Here is an 18,680-nt window from a genome sequence, read left to right as displayed (position 1 = left end):
TCGGCGCGCCAATCGGTGAAATAGCTGCTGGCACCGCCGAACGGCACCACCACGTTGACCTGCTTGTCGGCGAAGAATGCGGCGATATCGGTGCGATCGGCCCAGCTGCCGTCGCTGATCCCGCCGTTGGCTCCGTTGAGCAGATACAGCGTCGGCGCCGGCCGGTCCGGGTCGGCGGCGCGAATCAGTTGCACGCGAGTCACATTGCGCATGGCCGCCGAGTACACCCCGATATCGAGGATCCGGTCGTCGCGCCGGTGGATGTCGCTGATGTGCGAACCGTCGGGTGCGCCGGCCTCGGCGGGATCGGCGATCGCGCGCTCGTTCGAGGCGGTGATCGCCGCCGCCACGGTGATCACGGCCGACAGCACGGCGACGGCACGGGCGATGCGCATTCTCGGCGGACGGCTGACCATCCTCGCACTCCGATCTCGACATGTGTTCGCGGCCCGACTCCCCGACGGCCGACCACAGTCAACGACGCCGGCCGCTGCCCCGGCACCCGATAGCGCGGAATTTGTGGCCATTACCAGAGCGGGCGCGTCCGCGCTGGCATACGGGCCAAAGCCGGCACGCGGCGATTGCCGGGTAGCACCGCGGCGGCCTATCGTCGGCGCCGGCGGTTCCGCGGTTTCGGACCCAGGAAAGGCGGCGCGTGAATTCTGCTGTGTTGCATGGGAATTCTGGTGTGTCGCAGGGCATCGGCCGCATTTCGGTGCGGCTGGCCGCGGCGCTGTCGATGACGGCCGGACTCGCCTGCGGTTCGGCCACCGCCCAACCGCCCGCCACCGCACCCGATTCGCCTGTGCCCGCCTCGGTTTCGGCCACCCAAGCCCTGACGGACGCCCGTCCCTCCGCCGACGGGTCCGTCCTGACGACGGTCACGCCAGGTTCAGCACGCGCCCTCACGGTCACCGTCCATTCCGCGTCGATGAACATTCCGATCCGGCTGGAAGTGCTTCCGGCGCCGGACCGCTCGCGGCCGGCACCCACGGTGTACTTGTTGAACGGCATCGACGGCGGCGCCGACGGAAACTGGATCAACCGGACCGATATCGCGCAGTTCTTCGCCGACAAGCAGGTGACCGTGGTGGTGCCGTTCGGCGGTGCCAGCAGCTATTTCACCGATTGGCGCGCCGACGATCCGGTGCTGGGCCGGCAGCGGTGGCGCACCTTCCTGACCAAGGAATTGCCGCCGATCATCGACTCCGGATTCGGCGGTACCGGGGTGAACGCGATCGCCGGAATATCGATGGCGGGGACGTCGGTCTTCCAGCTGGCACTGGCCGCGCCGGGTTTGTACAAGGCGGTCGGCTCGTACTCCGGATGTGTGCGCACCAGCGACCCGCAGGGGCAGTTGATCGTCGACGCCGTGGTCGGAAATCGGATGGGGAACACCGTGAACATGTGGGGGCCGCCGACGGATCCGGCGTGGGCGGCCAACGACCCCTATGTGCACGCGGATCGCTTGCGCGGCACCGCGATCTACGTCTCCACCGGCACCGGAATCCCGGGACCGCTCGACACTTTCCAGGGCGCACACGGTGACGCGACGCAGCTCGCCTATCAACTCGTTTTCGGTGCGGCACTCGAAGGCGTCACGAATCTCTGCACTCACCAGTTGCACGACCGCCTGCAGCAACTCGGCGTGCCCGCGACCTTCGATTTCCGGCCGACCGGCACCCACTCCTGGGGCTACTGGCAGGAGGACCTGCACACCTCGTGGCCGCTGTTCGCCGACGCCCTCGGTGCGTGAGAGCTGCCCGAGTCAGCGCACGCGATCGTAGACGACGGCCATCTCGCCCAGTTCACCCGTTTCCTGGTGGGACAGTGACCATGTCGTCGCCGGCAGGCCGTCGTCGAACAGGCGCGGTCCGCCACCGGCGATCTCGGGGCAGACGATGAGGTACAGGCGGTCGAGCAGATCGGCGGCGAGCAGGTCCTTGATGACGCTCGCGCTGCTGTTGACCAGGATGTCGCCGGTGCCGGTGCCGGTGCCGCGCAGCTCGGCGATCACGTCGGCGGCGGGGGCGTTCACGATGCGCGTGCGGTCCCAGGGTGCGTCGGTCAGCGTCCGGGACAGCACCACCTTCTCCGTATCGACCAGCCACTTCGCATATCCGCGGTCGCGCGGGTCGGCGGTGTCGTCGGCGGCGACCGAGGGCCAGAAGCCGAGGAAACCCTCCGCGTTGAGCCGGCCCAGCACCGCCGTTGTGGCGTTCTCCCGCATCCGGGTGAGGTGATCGCGCGCGACCTCGGTGGTCGCATAGCGAACGATGGGGCCCATATCGGCGGGGCCGCCGGGGCCGCGGTACCGGCCGTCGAGGGTGATGCTGAGGTTGGCGGTCACTCTGCGGGCATGCGTGTCGCTCATGGCGGGCTCCTTTGTTTCGTCTGGTTATTCGGTGGACGTGGATGCGCCGACGGCGTCGGCGAGGTTGTCGAGGACTGCGGCCCAACCGGTTTCGATTCCGGCGATGAAGGCGGCCGCGTCGGCGGTCGTGTCGGTGATGGTCGATGCCAGGTGCAGCCGGGTGCCTTCGGCCGTCTCGGTGAGGGTGAGGGTGTAGCGGCCGGTGAAAGCCACCGCGCCCGCGTCGTCCAGGACGGACAGTTCGAAGACGAGGCGTTCGTTCTTCTCCGCCGCCAGCACGTGCCCCTGCGAGCGATACCGCTGCCCCTCGGGGTCGCGATAGTCCAGGACGGCCCGGCCGCCGGCTGCGGGTTCGAGCACGCATTCGGTGATGCGCATGGGCGCCGGCGCCCACCAGGCCGCCAGCAGATCCGGATCGACCCAGTGCCGCCACACGGTGCTACGTGGCGCGGCCAGGGTGCGCTCGAAGCTGAACGTCCGCCCGTCCGCCCACCGATCACGGTGCGCCGCAGCGGTTTCCGCGTCGATCGCCGCGCGGTAGCGGGCAACCACGTCCCGCTCGCCGGCATGCGCCTCGGCCGTCTCCGCAACCTCGCGCAGCCGCCGAGCCAGCTCGTGCAGCGGTCCCGCCTCGAGGGCGTACACCCGTCGTTGCCCCAACGGAAAGACGGTGACCACCCCCGCCCGAGCCAGCGTCTGCAGATGTTTGGTCGTCTGCGGCTGCCGCAACCCGGTCGCCTCCGCCAATTCCCCGACCGAGCGAGGTCGCTCGGCCAGCAGCTCGACGATCCGCCATCGCGCACCGTCGCCCAGGGCGGAGAAGATCTGATCCATGAGCTAAGTATTCACTTCAAAGAATATTCTTGTCAAGGAATATCTCGGGCCGTCCGCCGATGGTGTCGGCGCCTGAGAAGGTCTGTCGGGCGTTGCTCGTACATTCGTTCGCGACAAGATGGTGTCGGGCGCGATGGAATCCATGATGATGTCGGCGCCGGCGTCGTCGGTGTACCGGTGCGTCGCCTCGACGACATCGTCGTGGTCGGTGAAGATGACCGCGGCGGCGCCGGCTGCCAGCAGAGTGGCCCTCTTGGCGTGGCGGGTGACGGCGAGGGGGATTGCGCCGATCTGATTATCGAGGCGCGGTATTCGAAGCGGGGGCTACGTATCACGTCGGCGTCGTGTGCCGAGTCGCCGACCGAGATCTTGGGTCCGCTCGAACGCTATGACATTTGGCCCTGGTGGCCTGCCTGCACGGTGTCGCATGGTTGTCGTATGACCGGTGTGCTCGGGAGCGCGGGTGCCGCGGCAGTGGGAATAGCGGCTACGGTGGCCTACCGGCGCCTTCTGGCGCCTCGACTGATGACGTGGGGTGCGACCGCTGACGAAGTTGCCGGCCCCTTTCCTGGTGGCGACTTCGTCCCTGAGGGCGAGCGGGGAGCAACCATGGCCGTCACCATCGAGGCGCCCGCAGAGCAGGTATGGCCGTGGCTGGTTCAGATGGGTTGGGACCGCGGAGGCTTCTATTCCTGGGACCTCCTCGACAACGCGGGCCGTCCCAGCGCCCGGGAGGTTCACCCGGAGTGGCAGGGCCTCGGCGTCGGGGACCGTATGAAGTGCCTCGGCCTTCCCTCTTATGCGGTGGTAACCCTTGAACCGAACCGATTCTTGGGGCTGGCTCTACTGGCTGGCCGATCTCCGGGGACAGTTGCTCGATCCGAGCCGGCCGCGGCCCTCGGCCTATATGGAGGGGTTCTGGGGCTTTCGCCTGACCGAGCTGCCTGGCCGACGCACCCGCCTGGTCATCGGCGGCTACCAAGCCGCCCGCCCCAAATGGTTCGAGCGGTTGATGTACGACTGGGCCTTTCCCGTGGTGGTGTGGATCATGCAGGCGCGCATGCTGGCCGTGCTGAAGCGCAACGTCGAGAGGACGGCCTCTGCGCTCTCGATGGCCTGAGATCGACTCGAGCCGTTGGGCATCCATGGACCGTCTGTCCATGCCGATGAGCGAGCGGTCCGCCGGCCCGGCTCGGCTCGGTCGATCAGGCCTGGGCGTGAACTGTCAGCGTGGGATCGGAATCCGCTGGCTCGCAACGACTGTCGGTCGATATCCGTTCACCCCCGTGTTTCGGCGTCCTTAGCGATCGTGCGCAACGTGGCCCGCATTATGTGCGCCACGAACGGGCGGATCAACCACCAGTACCGCAGAAATCGCCGCCGCGATACAGGATCGGTGGTGACGGTGCGAACCTCGTAGCCGAGCAGGCTGGCATGCTCGCCATAAGCGGTGACGGTGAAGTTCGCCGCGATCTTCCCCCATCCCGGCTCGGCGAAGCCGGCAAAGTCCGCCTGTGGTACGTCGCGCCATTCGATATCCGGCCGCCAGAATTTGCCGACCGCACCGAACGCGATCTCACGTCCCGGGATCTCGCCGAGCAGCAGCCAGCCCGGCAGCCCGACCCCCTCACCCACCACCAGTCGCTGTGGAGGGGGGACCGCCCGGCCGCTCCAGCGCGCGGGCAGCCCGCGAACCCACATCGAGACCGTCGTCAGCGGCGTACGCACGCTCAGTAGATCCAGGCCGCGTGCTGCCTGATAGGTCGCACGCGGATCGGCGTGCACCACCAGATGCTCGATCAGGTCGGCGTCGAAGGCCGGCACCGCGGACTCGATAAGCATGGGGCCGACACCGGATCCCGTGGTCATAGATCCATCGTCGGCACAGTTCCGCAGTCGCCCCAGGGCCGAAGGTAACCTCGCCCTGAGACCTTGGGAGGAGATATTCGACCGATCGTTCTCACCAGCTGTTCAGTACATCCGATATTGCCGCGTTCCGGTCGTTCGGGAGCCGATCGAGGTTGGAGCCCCTGGCCCTGCTGGATCTGCTCGACGTGCACATCGAGCTGCCGCAACCCAGCCGATGTCATTGCACGCCAATTTGATTAGATGCTATCGGCCGGACCGGCGAACGCTGCGACCCAGCGCCGAGGACGCCGGCCCCGTGCGTTCCCGCAACTCGGATATCGAGAGTTCACCCAGGGGAGAATGTCCCTGCTCATGGCCGGACGTCTCGCTGCCGACGCGGTTGTCCACCTCGGCGTCGGCGACGGCGGGCGGGATCAGCGCGACAGGCGTCACTTGTGGTCGATCCGTCCGATCGGGTCGGCGGTTCCAGCCAGCTCGGCCTGCACCTTTTCCCATGCGGCAGTGTCGATTCCGAGGGTGCTGCGCAGATAGGCCCAGGCGGCCTCGCGGATCAGGGCGACGCGTTCGGAGCTTTCGTCGGTGGTGTCCGCGGCGTTGTAGGCGTGAATTCCGCCGAGCGAGTGTTCGCCTCCGAACACGGTGAGCAGGCTCTGTGCGCCGGGGCTGTGGGTGTACACATCGGTGAACCAGTCGGGTCCGCGGGTCGAGAGCTGGGATTGATCGTGATCACCCGCGACCACCAGCACCGGTGTGGCCAGACCGTCGAAGTCCGGGTTCATGAAGGAAAAGTTCGCCACGGCGAACGGGGTCAGATCGTCCCCGCCCAGGCCGGCAGTCGCAAGCAGCACACCGGCTTTCACGCGGGGGTCGGTCATATCGGGACCGGGCCGACCGTCCGCGCCGAGGACGCGAGCACCGAGCAACATGCTCACGGTCTGCCCGCCCCAGGAGTGCCCCGCGACGGCGATCCGCTCACGATCGATGCGCTCACCGAGGCCGGGAACCGCGGCGCAGACCTGATCGAGGTCGTCGAGTACCCGTACGACGTCGGTGACGCGGATGCGCCAGATATCCGGGTACCGCGGATCGTCGGCAGTAACGCCGAGCGTCCGCGCATCCAGGAACGTCGGCTGCACAACGACGAATCCATTGGCGGCCCAGTGGTCGACGAGCGGGTCGTAGGAGGACATGGACTGGCCGAAGCCGTGGGCGAGGACGACGATCGGCAGGCCGGATCCGCGGACAGGCGCGGACACGCGGACCTGCAGGTCGACGCCGCGCTCGGGCGCGGCCAGCGTGACGGGCGCGATGCTGACGATCGGGGTGGTTGGTGCGGACATGGGAAATTCCCTTCGAGGACGATAAACTCCTAATCGGAGCGTTGTTCCGAATATACGGAGCGATGTTCCGATTAGCAAGTACTGCCGGAGGAAGGAGCAACGGGTGAGTGAGCCGTCACCGACGACCGCGAAACGTGCGGATGCCCAACGCAATGCGAAAGCGCTGCTCGACGCCGCAGCCGCGGTCTTCCGCACCGACGGAGTAGACGCTCCCGTGCGCCGTATCGCCGCCGAGGCCGGGGTCGGCATGGGCACGATCTACCGGCACTTCCCCACACGCGCAGACCTTGTCGCGGCCGTCTACCGTCATCAGATCGACGCCTGCGCCGAGGCCGGCCCCGCTCTCCTCGCGACAGCTTCCTCGCCCTTCGCAGCCTTGCGCCGATGGGTGGACCTCTTCGCAGACTTCCTGGCGACCAAACACGGACTCGCCGCCGCGATGCGCAGCGACCCCGACGGCATCACCGCCCTGCACGCCCTGTTCCTGGACCGCCTGGTCCCCGTCTTCGAGAACCTCCTCACCGCCGCCCGCGGCGCGGGCGAGGTCACCACAGATTTCACCGCCTACCAACTGATGCGCGCCATCGGCGACATCTGCGCGGGCGCCGAGATGACCGACCCGAACTACGACCCCCGCCTCACCCTCCGCTTGCTGCTCGACGGCTGCCGAAGATAGGACCGACCACACGCCGCACGCCGCCGATCGAGCACCGCCGAGTGTTCGCCCTCATCGGCAGGAGCGGTCGTTCAGCTCGATTGCTGACCGTGTGCGAGCGCGGAGTAACTGAGCGCGGGCGGTGGCGACGAGACCGCCACGGCGAGATCGCGTGATCGTAAAAGCGCTCGCCGTGAACGGTTTTCGAATCAGCGGTGGGCGTCGAGTACCTCTCGCAACCGCTTCGCGAAAGCCTCCGGCTGACCCGCATAGCTGGCGTCGCCGCCGACGAAACCGCTGTGGTGGCTGGGGAAAACGGTGGGCTCTTGTCCGAGGAGGGCGGCTGTGGCCGCTGCGGTGCGGGCGGTCAGTACGCCTGCCGACTCCTCGCCGACCGCGATGAGGATGTGGGTGGGGGCCGCTGTCAGTGCCGCGGCGTCGGGGACGTAGCCGCTGACCGCCCAGGAGCGATCCGAGACCAGGGGATCGTCGCGGGAACCGTCGTCTTCGGTGGGCATGCCGAACTGCGCCGGGTCGGGGGTGGGCAGGGCGAAGAATTCGTCGGTGAATTCGCCCTGCCACGATGCCATCGCGATGAAGGCGGCCATCGCCGCGCCGAATCCCTTGGCCTCGTACACATCTCGTACGGCGATCTGTGCCCGGCGGGCCGCTTCCGCATCGGGCAGCACCGGCAGGATCGGCGGCTCGTGCGCGACGAGGGTGGTCACGTCGCCGGGGTGCGCGGCCACCAGGGCCAGTGCGGTCACGGCCCCGCCGCTGCTGGCGAAGATCTCCACCGGACCGCCGACCTGCTCGATGAGGGCGTGCAGATCCTCGGCCTGCACGACGGGCGAATGGTCGACCCGCCCGTCCTTGCGCACGCTGCGCCCCAGCCCGCGCGGGTCGTAGGTGATCACGGTGCGGTCGGGGAAGTAGGTGGCCAGGGTCGCGAAACCGTCGGCCGTCATCGGCTGGCCGGCCATGAGCAGCGGCGCGCGCCCGTCGGCGGTGGGCAGCGGACCGCGGACGTCGTAGGTGAGATCGGCCTCGGGGGTACTGAGGATCTGTGTCTGCATGCTCCTAGGACGAGGCGCGCGCCGGAAATTCATCGGTCACCGAACCCAATTTCGCGGCGAACAGCTCGGTCACGCGCTGCCAGGAATCGGCCGCGGCCGCCGCGTCGTGCACCGGCCGCCCCGGGAAGAAGTAGGCGTGCTGTGCACCGGGGTAGACGACCAGTTCGTACTCCGCACCCGCCTGCGAGAGCGCGGCGTCGATGGCCGTGCGCTGCTCGGCGTCGATCACGTGGTCACGTTCGGCCAGCAGGATCAGCAGGCGGGTGCCGCGTTCGGTGATCGACGAGGTGTAGGACAGCAGCGGATCCGGGATGCTCAGCGCGGTACCGGCCACCGGCAGCCAGCCGGGGTAGAAGATCGCCGCGGCGGCCAGATCCAGCCGGGTCGCGGCGAAGTAGGTGATGTGCCCGCCGAGGCTGAATCCGAGAGCGCCGGTGGTGTCGCTGCCGTCGCCCTGTTCGCGGGCGAAGGCCACGGCCGCACGCAGATCGGCCTCCACGCCGTCGCGGGTGAGCGTGCCGAGCAGCTCGAAGGCCCGCGCCCGGTTCTCGTCGGATTCGGTGAGGCCGGTGGCGGTCTCGGGTCCGCATCGGTGATACAGATTCGCGACCACCGCCACATATCCCAGCGCGGCCACCCGGTCGGCCACCGCCCGCACTTCGGCTGTCAGACCCCACAATTCGGCGCCGACCAGCACCACGGGTAACCGGCCGCCGCGCACCGGCCGCGCCAGATATACCGTCATCGGTGAACCGTCCACCTCGACCTCGGCATGCCGGCCCACGATTTCCTCGGTCATTCCCGCCTCCACTGTGCCGCGACCTGCCGATCAGGTTGCGGCACAGGCATTCTGCCGCAGACCGGTCGCTGTCCCCAGCGCTGAACCGGCGACGTGGCGGATCACGCGCTCGGCGAGCGTCGCGCATAACGGTCGGAAACTGTCCTAGTTCCGAGTCAGAATGACGTGGTGACCGATACGACGCAGCGCCTGCTCACCCTGCTGTCGCTGCTGCAGACACCGCGCGAGTGGTCGGGCAGCGAGTTGGCGCAGCGGCTGGGTGTCAGTCCCCGGACCGTGCGCCGCGATATCGATCGGCTGCGCGAACTCGACTATCCGGTTCAGGCGACGATGGGGGTATACGGCGGATATCGGCTGGCCGCGGGGACGGCGATGCCGCCGCTGCTGCTCGACGACCACGAGGCGGTATCGACCGCGATCGGGCTGCGGACCGTCGCCGCGCATGCGCTGCCCGGTGCGGACGAGGCGGCGGTGCGTGCGCTCGCCAAACTCGAGCAGGTGCTGCCGACCCGGCTGCGGAGCCGGGTCCGCTCGGTGAGCGCCGCAACCGAAACCCTTGCCCCAGCATCGGATTCGCCGGTCGACACCGGGATACTGACGGTGCTGGCGGCCGCGATCGGCGGGCGGGAGCAACTGCGGTTCGGCTACCGCTCGAGCGCCGGTGCGCGGACCCGGCGACTGGTCGACCCGCATCGTTTGGTGGCTGCGGGACAGCGCTGGTATCTGGTCGCCTTCGATCGCGAGCGCGACGATTGGCGGATCTTCCGGATCGACCGGATCGAGAATCCGCAGCCGATCGGCTTGCGCACCGAGGCACGGCAATTGCCCGCCGAGGATGCGGCCACCTACGTCCGCGATTCGTTGTATTCGCTCACACCGGTGTACCGCGCGGAGGTCACCGTGTTCGCCCCGGCGGACGATATCCGTGCGTCCGCGGCTGCGCTCGGCGAGGTCGAGGAAGTCGACGACCACACCTGCCGGCTGCACACCGAGGCCGACACCATGCAGTGGCTGGTCTTCCGGCTGCTGCGACTCGGTTGCGACTTCCGCGTCGACTCCCCGCCCGAGGTCGCCGACCACGTCCGCGAACTCGCCGCCCGATTGCAGCGCGCCGCACCCGCGCACTCGGGGATGAAAAAGCTACGGTGACAGGATATATCGCAATTTCTCAGCAAGCTGTACCGGAATACTCGAGGAGAACTGGTTATGCGTCGACTGAGTGTCACCCATCGTCTCACCGCCGCAGCGGCGGCAGCAGCGGCGGCGGCCGCGGTGTTCGCCGGTCCCGTCGCGGCGGAACCGGCTGCCGTGGACTGGTCCGCGGCGACCGCCCATCTGCGCGCGGCGGCGGCCGGGAATCCGGCGGCCGAACAGGCGATCGATCGGCTGCTCGCCGCGGGACCGACCGTCGAGCAGGCGGCGCTGCCCGCCCAGCCGTTCCAGATTCCCGCCCAATCCGACATCGGGCGCGGCACCGGCCCCGGCGTCTACGGGTCGGGAATCGCGTTGAACTACGACGGCTTCCGCCTCGGCTTCTTCGGCGGGCCGGGCACCATCGCCCCGAATCAGGGCGGGGCGAATCTGCGGGTCGTCTGGTACAACCTGTCGAACGGGCGCAGCGGCACCCAAACGCTGATCGAACATAACGACGTGCCGGTGGACACCACCATCCGCACCCCTGTCTTCGATCCGGGGGCGGGGATGGTGGTGGCCGCGGTGTACGGGACGCTGTGGCACCGGTGGCCGGTTCCGGTTTCCGATGCCAACCCCGACGGTTTCCAGTACCAGCTGGGCACCATCTCCGTCCCGTCGTTCGGCGCCGTCTACAACTGAACGACCCTGCGCGGGGACCGGTTTCGAATGGGCCGGTCCTCGCGTCGTGTCAGTGGACGAAGGGCAGACAGCCCGCCATCCCGAAATGCACCAGCAGATATCCGGAGGCCGGCACCGCGGCGACCGCTGTTGCGAACAGCGCGAGTGGAATTCCGCGGCCGGCGCGCGTCGTGCGCGACTCGGAGCGCACCAGCCGATGCACCCGGTCGGCGACGGCGAGTGTGCTCGTGCCCAGCGCCGAATCCGGGAGCAGCGAGCCGATCTCGGCGTCCCCGGTGGCTCCGGACAGCGTGAGCAGTGCGGTGAGGACGGCGCTGCGGCTGTGGCGACCGGCCGCGCGGTCGTCGGCGCACATTTCCAGCAGCTGGGCGATGCGGTCGTCGGCGGCGGCGAACAAAGGAATGCGCGGCAGGGTGGTGGTCAGCGCGCGGGTCGACGCCCGGATCAGATGGTGCCGCCCGGCCAGATGCGCGTCCTCGTGGGCGAGTACCGCCGCCAGCTGCGGCCGATCCAGCGCGGCCACCGCGGCGCTGGTCACCACCACGGTCCCGGGTCGCCCCGCGACACAGTAGGCCGCCCGCTGCGGCGCATCGATGACCACGGCCGCGGCCGCGCCGGCGTCGTCGAGTCGCCGCCCGACGAGCGAGGCCGAGCGGGCGTGCCGGGCGCTGCTGCGTCCCGCGCGCACCACCGCACCGATCACCCGCACGCCGCGCACCACGACGAATCCGATCAGCGCGAGGGCCGAAATCAGCGCGGCGAACTGCGCGATCGGACCGTGGCTGCCGTCGGCGGTGGCGTGTACGGCGACCCAGCAGTCGTCGAACAGGTGGGCCATCGGCAGATCCCAGGTGTGGGCGACCTGCACGGTCAGGGCCACCGCGGCGGCCGCCCAGGCGCCGAGGACGGCGGCGATCGCGGTGAGCCAGGCCAGCACGCCGAGCGCGGGGACGCTGCCGTGCGCGGTGAGCCGGGTCAGGATCGGCGGGCCGAGAACGCAGACCAGTGCCGAATAACCCAGCAGGCACAGCGCGAGGGTCACTCGGCGACCTCGGTACCCGGCTGCTCGGTGTGGGCATTGCGGGTTTTCGCGCGGCGCAGCACCTTGCGCAGCGCGGCGGTGTCGTCGTCGGAGATCTGCTCGACGAAATGGGCGAGCACCAGATCGGAGCGGCCGCCGCCGAGCGCCTCGCGCATCAGCTGGGCGCTGTATTGTTCGCGGCTCAGGCGCGCTCGATAGCGATAGGCCTTGCCGTCGCGTTCGCGTTCCAGCCAGCCCTTGCGGTGCAGATTGTCCATGGTGGTCATGACCGTGGTGTAGGCGATTTCCCGGCTGCGCAGCAGGTCCTCGAACACGGTCCGCACGGTGATGGTGTCGGGAGCGGACCAGATGCGATCCATCACCACCGCCTCCAGATCCCCGAAACGATGTGCCATCGCACCTCTCCACCATCGACTACGTACCGGGATAGTACCCATTCCCGGCCCCCGGGAACGGCTGTGGCCCCGCCGGAACGACGGGGCCACAGGGTGGGAGAGCCGACTCAGGAGGCGGCCGGAGCAGGTGCGTTGAGGGTGTTGTACATCTGCACCGCGCTGGCGATACCGACCGGCACGCCGAGGATGGCGGCGCCGATCAGCGGACCCACGGTGGCACCGAGTCCGGCGCCGACCAGGCAGCCCGCCGCGCCGCTGCCGAGGAAGAACTCCGGCACCAGGGCGAAGCCGATCGTCGCGCCGAGCACGCAGCCGGTGATGCCGCCCACCGCGCCGCCGGCGAGGCTGCCGATACCGGTCGCCAGCCCGAACTGGGTGGCGGCCACGCTCAGGGCGGAGTTGAACTCGTCCTGGGTGTAGATCGGCTGGGCGGAGGTGACCGGTTGTTCGACGGCGGCCGACTGGGGCGCCGCCTGCTCGGCGGCCGCCTGCTGGGTCTCGGGCAGCGAGGCGGGTGCGGTGGCGGCCTGTTCGGCCTTGGGCGAGGTGGCCAGGGCGGTACCGGCGACCAGGGCGCCGTTGCCGTCCTTGACCTGGAACTGGGTGCCCACCGTGGTGAGCGAGCCCAGTCCGGTTTGAATGCTGACCGAGCCGTCCTGCGTGTTGCTGGTGTAGCGCACGCCCGGAAGGATGTCGGTGGTCAGTGTGAACGGGTCGGCGGCGATCGGTGCGCCGGCGGCGGGGGCCGCGGGCGTGCCGGTGGCGGCGTTGGCAGTGGTGGCGGTGGTGGCTACGGCACCGGTCACCATCAGAGCTATGGTCGCGCCGGAGACCAAACGGGTGGTCTTGTTCATCGGATCCTCATCGTGGTCGATCGGATAAGGCGGCGAGCGATCGGGAATTCCAGGGGGAGAATTGCCGAATTATCCGCTGCCGGTGCGAAATCCGGATTATCCGGATCGCGCGAACTTGAGATTAACGAGTGCCAACCCGGCGTAAAGGTGCGACGCAGAAACGTTTACGGTTGAGAAATGTTGCTAACCAAGCGGATACAGCTGCGTAATAAGCATTTAACGTGAGAAGCCAATGGGCCGAGCGGATTCCGGACATCGCTGCGACTATTCGACTATGTACGTACGCATTTAGTAGACGATCGCGCGTACCGGACAACCACAGTAGCAATCTTCGAGCGATCCGAAAGAACGCAGGGGCGAGACCGGTAGCGGTCTCGCCCCTGCGCGGTCGAATTCCCGTTCAGCTCGGTGTGATCCGGAACAGTCCGGTCGTGGTGCCCTGGTATTGCACGCGACCCGGCGCGATCGTGCCGACCATCTGCAGGGTGTCGTGCACGGTGCTGGTGCCGATCAACCGGCTGGAATTCTCCGTGCCGGTTTCCGCGTCGATCACGACGAGGTGATAGGTGTCGATCACCGCTCCGGCGCTGCCGGTATCGATGCCGGCGATCCGATTCTTGCGGGCGACGGTGTAGATCTTGCCGTCCGCCAGTGAAAGCCGGGGGACGGCGGCGGATTTCACATCGCTGCTCCATTTCCGGGTGCAGCCGTTACCGTCGGCATTCACGTCGATGCGGACCATGCCGCCGGTGAAATCGGCTTTGTCCGGCTCGCTCGGACCGGCGTTGTCGGGCAGCGCCGGATAGGGATAGCCGTAGGTGCTCGCCACGAAGACGCTGTTACCCGAGCCGATCGGCGAGTTCTCGGTGCCGTCCACCGCGGGCACCGAGCAGACTTGGCGGCCGGTGCGGGTGTCGTAGACGAGCAGATTCTCCTGCGGCACCGCATTGTCGGTGATCGCCAGATAATCGGTGCCGTCACGCGGGCCGAAGAAGGTCGGACTGGCCCCGCTGCCCCAGCTGAGCTGCCCGGGTTTGCGCGCCGGGCCGCGATCGTAGGGCTGCCGCCACACCTGGTGCGGAGTGCCCGCGGCATCCGCGATGAACAGATAGGTGGCGTGATCGGTGGTGACCGCGGTGCCCTCCGGGGCGGTCGAGATGCTGTTGTCGACGTGCTCGCCGGGCAGCGTGATCGATTGCGCGGAGCCGGTTTTCGGGTCGACCGCGCCCACCGAGCCGTTGGCGGTGGCGAACCACACCCGGCCGTCGCGATCGGGCATCAGCGAGGCGACGCTGTCGCAGCCGTTCCCGCCGCAGTGGCCGGTCACGGCGGCGCCGAGGGGCGTCGAGGAGGCGATGGCCAGCTTCCAGCCGTTGCCCTCCTTCGTATGCGCGACCCGTACCAGATTGTCGTCACCGTCGACCATCACCATGTGGTCGGCGTTGTCCAGATAGGCATAGACCCCGCCGAGCAGTCCGCCCTTGGGCAGTGACAGCGAGGTGAGCGGCTGACCGTTGTTCGGGTCGAGCAGGAATATCTTGGGCGAACGGTCGGTGACGGTGGTGCACAACGCCTGTGGCATGCCGTCGGCGCCCTGCAGAATGGTCGGGCACGCGGCGGCCAGTTCGCGGAACTGTGCGTTCACCGCGCCGGTACCGACGCCCGGCAGCGGAGTGCTGTCGGAGGATTCCGCATCGCCGTGCATGGTGGCGGTGCCGACCGGCCCGAGATACGGATCGACCGGAGGGGGTGGGCCGAACGCGGCGTTCGCGGTACCCGCGCCGATGGTCAGTATCGCCGCCGCGGCGGCCGCGATCGAGGTGACCGCGCCCCCGGTAAAGCCCTTACGTCGCACAAGCACTCCTCGATATGATTATTCGTATCGAATGATTCAATTATTCGTATCGCGACAGGTTAGGAGACCTCGTGCCGACTGGCAACACCGGACGGGCCGAAAGCTCGCCCCCGACTCGGCGGGTGGTGTCGGTGGTGGAACTGCTCGCCGCGCACGACGGCGCGCTGACCTCGGCCGAAATCGCCGATACGCTGGGATTGAGCCGTTCCACGATGGGAGCGATCCTGGGCACCCTGGAAGAAACCGGTTGGGTCCGGCGGCTTCCCGATCTCGGCTACGAGCCCGGTCCGGCGTTGCTGGTGCTGGGCGGGCGGCTGCGGGATCGCCTGCGTGATCACGACCGCCTCGAGGCGGAGCTGCGCCGGCTGGCCGAACGCGTGGGCTGCGGTGCCGCCCTTACGTCCATCGCGGGCAGTGAGGTCATCTTCGTCGCCGTGGCGGGCGGGCCCGGTCTGATCCCGGCCGGCATCGAGGCAGGCACCCGAATTCCCTTGCGCCCCCCGGCCGGCGCGGCCGTACTGGCCCACGCCGGCCTGCCCGCGCAACGCGCGTGGTTGCAGCAGGCGCCACCCGAGCGCCGGGCCGAATTCGAGCAGGTGCTGGAAACCGTTCGCGCACTGGGATATTGCGCGTGGGGCCTGGACGCGGCCAGCCTGCCGACGCTGCGGGTGCTGGCCGAGGTGGTCGACCATCTGTCCGACCGTCCCGCGGACAAGGCGTTGCGTGAGCGGGTGTTGGCACTGCTGGCCACGATCGGCGGCGCGGCGCACAGCCGGGCTGATCTCGACAGCGATCGCGCACTGCCGATCAGCTATCTCACGGTCCCGGTCCTCGACGGCGACCGGGTGGCGATGGAAGTCCAGATCGGCCCGCTCAGTGCCGCCGTCGGTGCTGCCGAGCGCGCCGAGTACGTGCGCGAAACAGTCTCCGCCGCACGGAGAATCGCGGCGGCGGGCTAGCGGTTCAGAGCCTGCTCGAACAGGGGCCAGGAGCGGTGCAGATCGTCCTGCCAGTACCCCCAGGAGTGGGTGCCGTTCGCGCGCAGGTCGAATGTCGCGGGAATGTTCAACTGCGTCAGCCGGTCCCGCAGCGCGATCGCGCAGTTGTGGGTGGCGGCCTCGAGCACCCCGCCGTAGACGAGCTGCTCGATGAGTTTGCGGGTATTGCCGTGAATTCCGGGCCCGTCCGGATTGTCCAAGGGGCCGGGAATTCCGTTGCCGGTCGAGACGTAGATCGCCAGCCCGCGCAGCCGATCCGCGTTCACGTACGGATCGTGGGCCGCCCACAGCGGATCGTCCGGCGCACCCCACAGATTCAGCGGATCACCGCGCCAGCGCAGCACCACACCGTCGACGAACGCCTGGCCCAGCGGATCACTGGTGCGCGCGCAGCCGCTGTAGGACCCGACCGCCCTATACAACTGCGGCGCGGCCAGGGCCAGCTGGAATACCGAGGTGCCGGCCATGGAGATACCGGCCACCGCATTCGCTCCGGAGCCGTGGAAGGCCGAATCGATGATCGGCGGCAGCTCCGCGGTGAGGAAACTCGACCACTTCTGCCGGCCGAGTACGGGATCGTCGGAGCGCCAATCGGCGAAATAGCTGCCGTTGCCGCCCATCGGGGTCACGACCGTGACCTGTTTGCCGCGGAAGAAATCGACGATATCGGTCTGCTCGGGCCAGCTGCTGGCCTCCGAACCGCCGCTGGCACCGTTGAGCAGATACAACACCGGCGCCGGCGCCGAACCGTCCGGCGCCCGAAGGACTTTCACCTCGATCTCGCGGTTCATCGCCGCGGAGTGCACCCGCAGATTCAGCATGCCGTCGGCTTCCTGCTCGACCCCGAGCAGGTGGGCGCCGTCGGCGGCGGGCTCGGCGGCGGCGGTGAGCGCGGCGATGCTCACCGGGGCGGGTGGTGGATCGTCGGCCGCCGCGGGTGCCGCGCACAGCGCCGCGGTCAGCACCGACGCCAGCAGGGCGGTGGGCAGTGAGCGGCGAATCATCCGCCTACCTCTCTCGTTTCGGCGGGACTGGACGGCGGTCAAGGTAGGCCCGCGAAGGTCGCGGTCGCAAGGTGTCGCGCCGACTGTTGGGACCGACGGCCTATCGGACTCGACCGGATCTGGGGAAGGTCACAAACTTCCACGGCGACGGTTGGCGGATCGGCGCGGGTGCCGTTGACTCGGTCCGCGTGATTCGGCGGCGCGGCCGGCGCCGGCGCGTCGTCACATCTGGACGAAACGAGGGTTTCCATGGTCGGTTTCGGTTTCTTCGACGATTGGCATCCGCAGCCCGGCAGACTGATCGCCTGGGCACCCACGTCGCAGTCGCGTGCGGCGGTCCTGGCCGCCCCGGAGCACCCGGTCGGCCCGTCGTACCAGCAGCGCGAATATCTGCGCGCGGCATATCGGCAGCGCGACAGCGGATCTCGCGCGTCCCGGCTGTGCATGATCGCGTTCGACTTTCCCAGCCCGCTGGACCGCGACGCCATGACCCGCACGATCACCGCGTTCGCCCGGCGCCACGACACGTTCTGGAGCTGGTTCTCCTGCGAGCCCGGTGAGCGGATCGCGCGCCACGTCGCCGACCCGGCCGATATCGACTTCGAGCCGCGCGACTACGGCGAGATCACCGACAGCGACGCCGTCCGCGACCATGTGCAGCGCCACGCTCGCGACGTATTCGATTGGGACTGTTTCGGTTTCGGTGTGATCGATCGGGGCGACTCGTTCACCGTCTACGCGGCCGTGGACCACCTGCACACCGACGGTGTGGGGCAGGCGCTGTCGTGCGTGGATCTGCTGCTGCTTTACGGCAACGAACTGTCCGGCGGACAGGTGCCCATCGCACCGGTCGACGGGCACCTCGCCTACTGTGCGCGGGAACTCAACTACAACGCCGAGCTCACCACCGAATCCGCGCCGGTGCAGCGCTGGCTGGAGTTGCTGATCCGCCACGGCGGCGTGGTGCCGTCGTTCCCGATGGACCTCGGCGTGGCGCCGGGCGCGAGCGGATTCACCCGCGGCGCGCAGATCACCGTGCCGCTGTTCGATGAGGCGGAGGCGCTGCGGTTCGAGCAGGTGTGCCAGGACTTCGGCGGGAAATTCCTCGGTGGCGTGTTCGCCGCGATCGCGCTCACCGAATACGAATTGACCGGCAGGGACAAATATTTCGTGTTCACGCCGGTCAACACTCGCTCGACTCCGGGGGAGCAGGGGGCGATCGGCTGGTACACCAGTCTGGTGCCGGTCGCGGTGGCGGTGCGGCCGGACGAGACGTTCACCTCGCTGGTGGGCCGCGCCCAGGCTCAGGCCGATGCGGCGAAGGAGCTGGCACAGGTGTGCGTGCACCGGGTGCTGGAGCTGGCCGCCGACGATCCGCGCATCCGCACCCGGCTCGGCTTCTCCGCGCCGATGGTCTCCTACGTGGATGTGCGGCGGATGGCTGGCGCGGAGATGTTCGACCGCATCAACGGCGGACTGTACGGCAACCGGGCCAGTTCCAGCGAGGTCTACCTGTGGATCAACCGCTTCCCCGACGTCACCCAGCTGAGCATGGTGTTCCCGGATACCCCGCGTGCGCACGAGGCCGTGGCGCACTACCTTTCGACCCTGACGAAACTGTGCCGCGATATCGCTCTGACCGGCACCGAACGGGTCGATGCCGCATTACTGTGACACCTCGCATCGCACCGGGCCGTCGACCGGCGAGGTGCGTGCTGAAAGACCTTGTGCCGGAAACGGTCTCACGGTACA

At 68.5% G+C, this 18,680-nt stretch carries 19 protein-coding genes and 1 pseudogene; 7 read left to right on the top strand and 13 right to left on the bottom strand.

The features are described from left to right. Positions 1-416: pseudogene (locus A5789_RS37210) on the bottom strand (esterase family protein); the annotation flags it as partial. A gap of 272 nt (positions 417-688) precedes the next feature. Here A5789_RS37210 and A5789_RS06015 point away from each other — a divergent pair. Beyond that, positions 689-1,756, top strand: a complete 1,068-nt coding sequence (locus A5789_RS06015) for an alpha/beta hydrolase family protein (RefSeq protein WP_231956634.1) — start codon at positions 689-691, stop codon at positions 1,754-1,756. Positions 1,757-1,768: 12 nt separating this feature from the next. Here A5789_RS06015 and A5789_RS06010 read toward each other — a convergent pair whose 3' ends face one another. Together A5789_RS06010 and A5789_RS06005 are read right to left on the bottom strand one after the other, a co-directional pair. After that, the gene (locus A5789_RS06010; RefSeq protein WP_063019283.1) at positions 1,769-2,374 is read right to left on the bottom strand and encodes a dihydrofolate reductase family protein; all 606 of its coding nucleotides are present in this window, start codon (positions 2,372-2,374) and stop codon (positions 1,769-1,771) included. Between the two features lie 24 nt (positions 2,375-2,398). Continuing rightward, complete coding sequence (locus A5789_RS06005) at positions 2,399-3,208, bottom strand: metalloregulator ArsR/SmtB family transcription factor (RefSeq protein WP_064906709.1); 810 nt, start codon at positions 3,206-3,208, stop codon at positions 2,399-2,401. Between the two features lie 814 nt (positions 3,209-4,022). On the opposite strand from A5789_RS06005, the gene A5789_RS37655 reads away from it, so the two are divergent. Further along, positions 4,023-4,328 carry a hypothetical protein gene (locus A5789_RS37655; protein ID WP_227462814.1) on the top strand — a complete coding sequence of 102 codons (306 nt, stop codon included), beginning with the start codon at positions 4,023-4,025 and terminating at the stop codon, positions 4,326-4,328. A gap of 158 nt (positions 4,329-4,486) precedes the next feature. Here the strand turns inward: A5789_RS37655 and A5789_RS05995 are convergent, their stop codons facing one another. The 3 genes from A5789_RS05995 to A5789_RS05985 form a co-directional block, all read right to left on the bottom strand. Next, positions 4,487-5,077, bottom strand: a complete 591-nt coding sequence (locus A5789_RS05995) for a hypothetical protein (protein WP_082940490.1) — start codon at positions 5,075-5,077, stop codon at positions 4,487-4,489. A 243-nt stretch (positions 5,078-5,320) separates the two neighbouring features. After that, positions 5,321-5,509, bottom strand: coding sequence for a hypothetical protein (locus A5789_RS05990; RefSeq protein ID WP_064906711.1), 189 nt, complete (start codon positions 5,507-5,509; stop codon positions 5,321-5,323). Further along, positions 5,506-6,417 carry an alpha/beta fold hydrolase gene (locus A5789_RS05985; protein WP_064906712.1) on the bottom strand — a complete coding sequence of 304 codons (912 nt, stop codon included), beginning with the start codon at positions 6,415-6,417 and terminating at the stop codon, positions 5,506-5,508. The genes A5789_RS05990 and A5789_RS05985 overlap by 4 nt, the downstream gene beginning before the upstream one ends. A 103-nt stretch (positions 6,418-6,520) precedes the next feature. Here A5789_RS05985 and A5789_RS05980 point away from each other — a divergent pair, with 103 nt between their 5' ends. Continuing rightward, the gene (locus A5789_RS05980) at positions 6,521-7,093 is read left to right on the top strand and encodes a TetR/AcrR family transcriptional regulator (RefSeq protein ID WP_030515804.1); all 573 of its coding nucleotides are present in this window, start codon (positions 6,521-6,523) and stop codon (positions 7,091-7,093) included. Positions 7,094-7,281: 188 nt separating this feature from the next. Here the strand turns inward: A5789_RS05980 and A5789_RS05975 are convergent, their stop codons facing one another. Both A5789_RS05975 and A5789_RS05970 read right to left on the bottom strand, forming a co-directional pair. Further along, on the bottom strand, positions 7,282-8,148 hold the full coding sequence (locus tag A5789_RS05975) for an alpha/beta fold hydrolase (protein ID WP_064906713.1): 867 nt from the start codon (positions 8,146-8,148) through the stop codon (positions 7,282-7,284). 4 nt (positions 8,149-8,152) lie between these two features. Further along, entirely contained in the window at positions 8,153-8,947 is a 795-nt protein-coding gene (locus A5789_RS05970; protein ID WP_064906714.1) for a dienelactone hydrolase family protein, read from the bottom strand. Positions 8,948-9,115: 168 nt separating this feature from the next. Between A5789_RS05970 and A5789_RS05965 the strand changes: the two genes are divergently transcribed. Both A5789_RS05965 and A5789_RS05960 read left to right on the top strand, forming a co-directional pair. Beyond that, positions 9,116-10,096, top strand: a complete 981-nt coding sequence (locus A5789_RS05965) for a YafY family protein (RefSeq protein ID WP_064906734.1) — start codon at positions 9,116-9,118, stop codon at positions 10,094-10,096. Between the two features lie 57 nt (positions 10,097-10,153). Next, a complete protein-coding gene (locus A5789_RS05960; RefSeq protein ID WP_064906715.1) occupies positions 10,154-10,780 on the top strand; it encodes a hypothetical protein in 627 nt (208 codons plus the stop codon). Between the two features lie 49 nt (positions 10,781-10,829). Here the strand turns inward: A5789_RS05960 and A5789_RS05955 are convergent, their stop codons facing one another. The 4 genes from A5789_RS05955 to A5789_RS05940 form a co-directional block, all read right to left on the bottom strand. Next, positions 10,830-11,822 (bottom strand): M56 family metallopeptidase, encoded by a 993-nt coding sequence (locus tag A5789_RS05955; RefSeq protein ID WP_064906716.1) that lies wholly within the window; start codon positions 11,820-11,822, stop codon positions 10,830-10,832. Beyond that, on the bottom strand, positions 11,819-12,217 hold the full coding sequence (locus A5789_RS05950; RefSeq protein WP_030515798.1) for a BlaI/MecI/CopY family transcriptional regulator: 399 nt from the start codon (positions 12,215-12,217) through the stop codon (positions 11,819-11,821). The genes A5789_RS05955 and A5789_RS05950 overlap by 4 nt, the downstream gene beginning before the upstream one ends. A 107-nt stretch (positions 12,218-12,324) precedes the next feature. Next, a complete protein-coding gene (locus tag A5789_RS05945) occupies positions 12,325-13,071 on the bottom strand; it encodes a hypothetical protein (RefSeq protein WP_064906717.1) in 747 nt (248 codons plus the stop codon). Between the two features lie 400 nt (positions 13,072-13,471). Next, positions 13,472-14,926 (bottom strand): hypothetical protein, encoded by a 1,455-nt coding sequence (locus tag A5789_RS05940; RefSeq protein ID WP_063019435.1) that lies wholly within the window; start codon positions 14,924-14,926, stop codon positions 13,472-13,474. Between the two features lie 71 nt (positions 14,927-14,997). On the opposite strand from A5789_RS05940, the gene A5789_RS05935 reads away from it, so the two are divergent. Then, positions 14,998-15,885 (top strand): IclR family transcriptional regulator, encoded by an 888-nt coding sequence (locus A5789_RS05935; RefSeq protein ID WP_063019433.1) that lies wholly within the window; start codon positions 14,998-15,000, stop codon positions 15,883-15,885. Here A5789_RS05935 and A5789_RS05930 read toward each other — a convergent pair. Then, on the bottom strand, positions 15,882-16,928 hold the full coding sequence (locus tag A5789_RS05930; protein ID WP_063019430.1) for an alpha/beta hydrolase family protein: 1,047 nt from the start codon (positions 16,926-16,928) through the stop codon (positions 15,882-15,884). The genes A5789_RS05935 and A5789_RS05930 overlap by 4 nt on opposite strands. A gap of 249 nt (positions 16,929-17,177) precedes the next feature. Between A5789_RS05930 and A5789_RS05925 the strand changes: the two genes are divergently transcribed. Continuing rightward, a complete protein-coding gene (locus tag A5789_RS05925; RefSeq protein ID WP_064906718.1) occupies positions 17,178-18,602 on the top strand; it encodes a condensation domain-containing protein in 1,425 nt (474 codons plus the stop codon). Positions 18,603-18,680 lie beyond the last annotated feature (78 nt).

It is taken from the genome of Nocardia sp. 852002-51101_SCH5132738 (genome assembly GCF_001665695.1).
Lineage (GTDB): Bacteria > Actinomycetota > Actinomycetes > Mycobacteriales > Mycobacteriaceae > Nocardia > Nocardia nova.
This window is presented reverse-complemented; position numbering and strand designations above follow the sequence as displayed.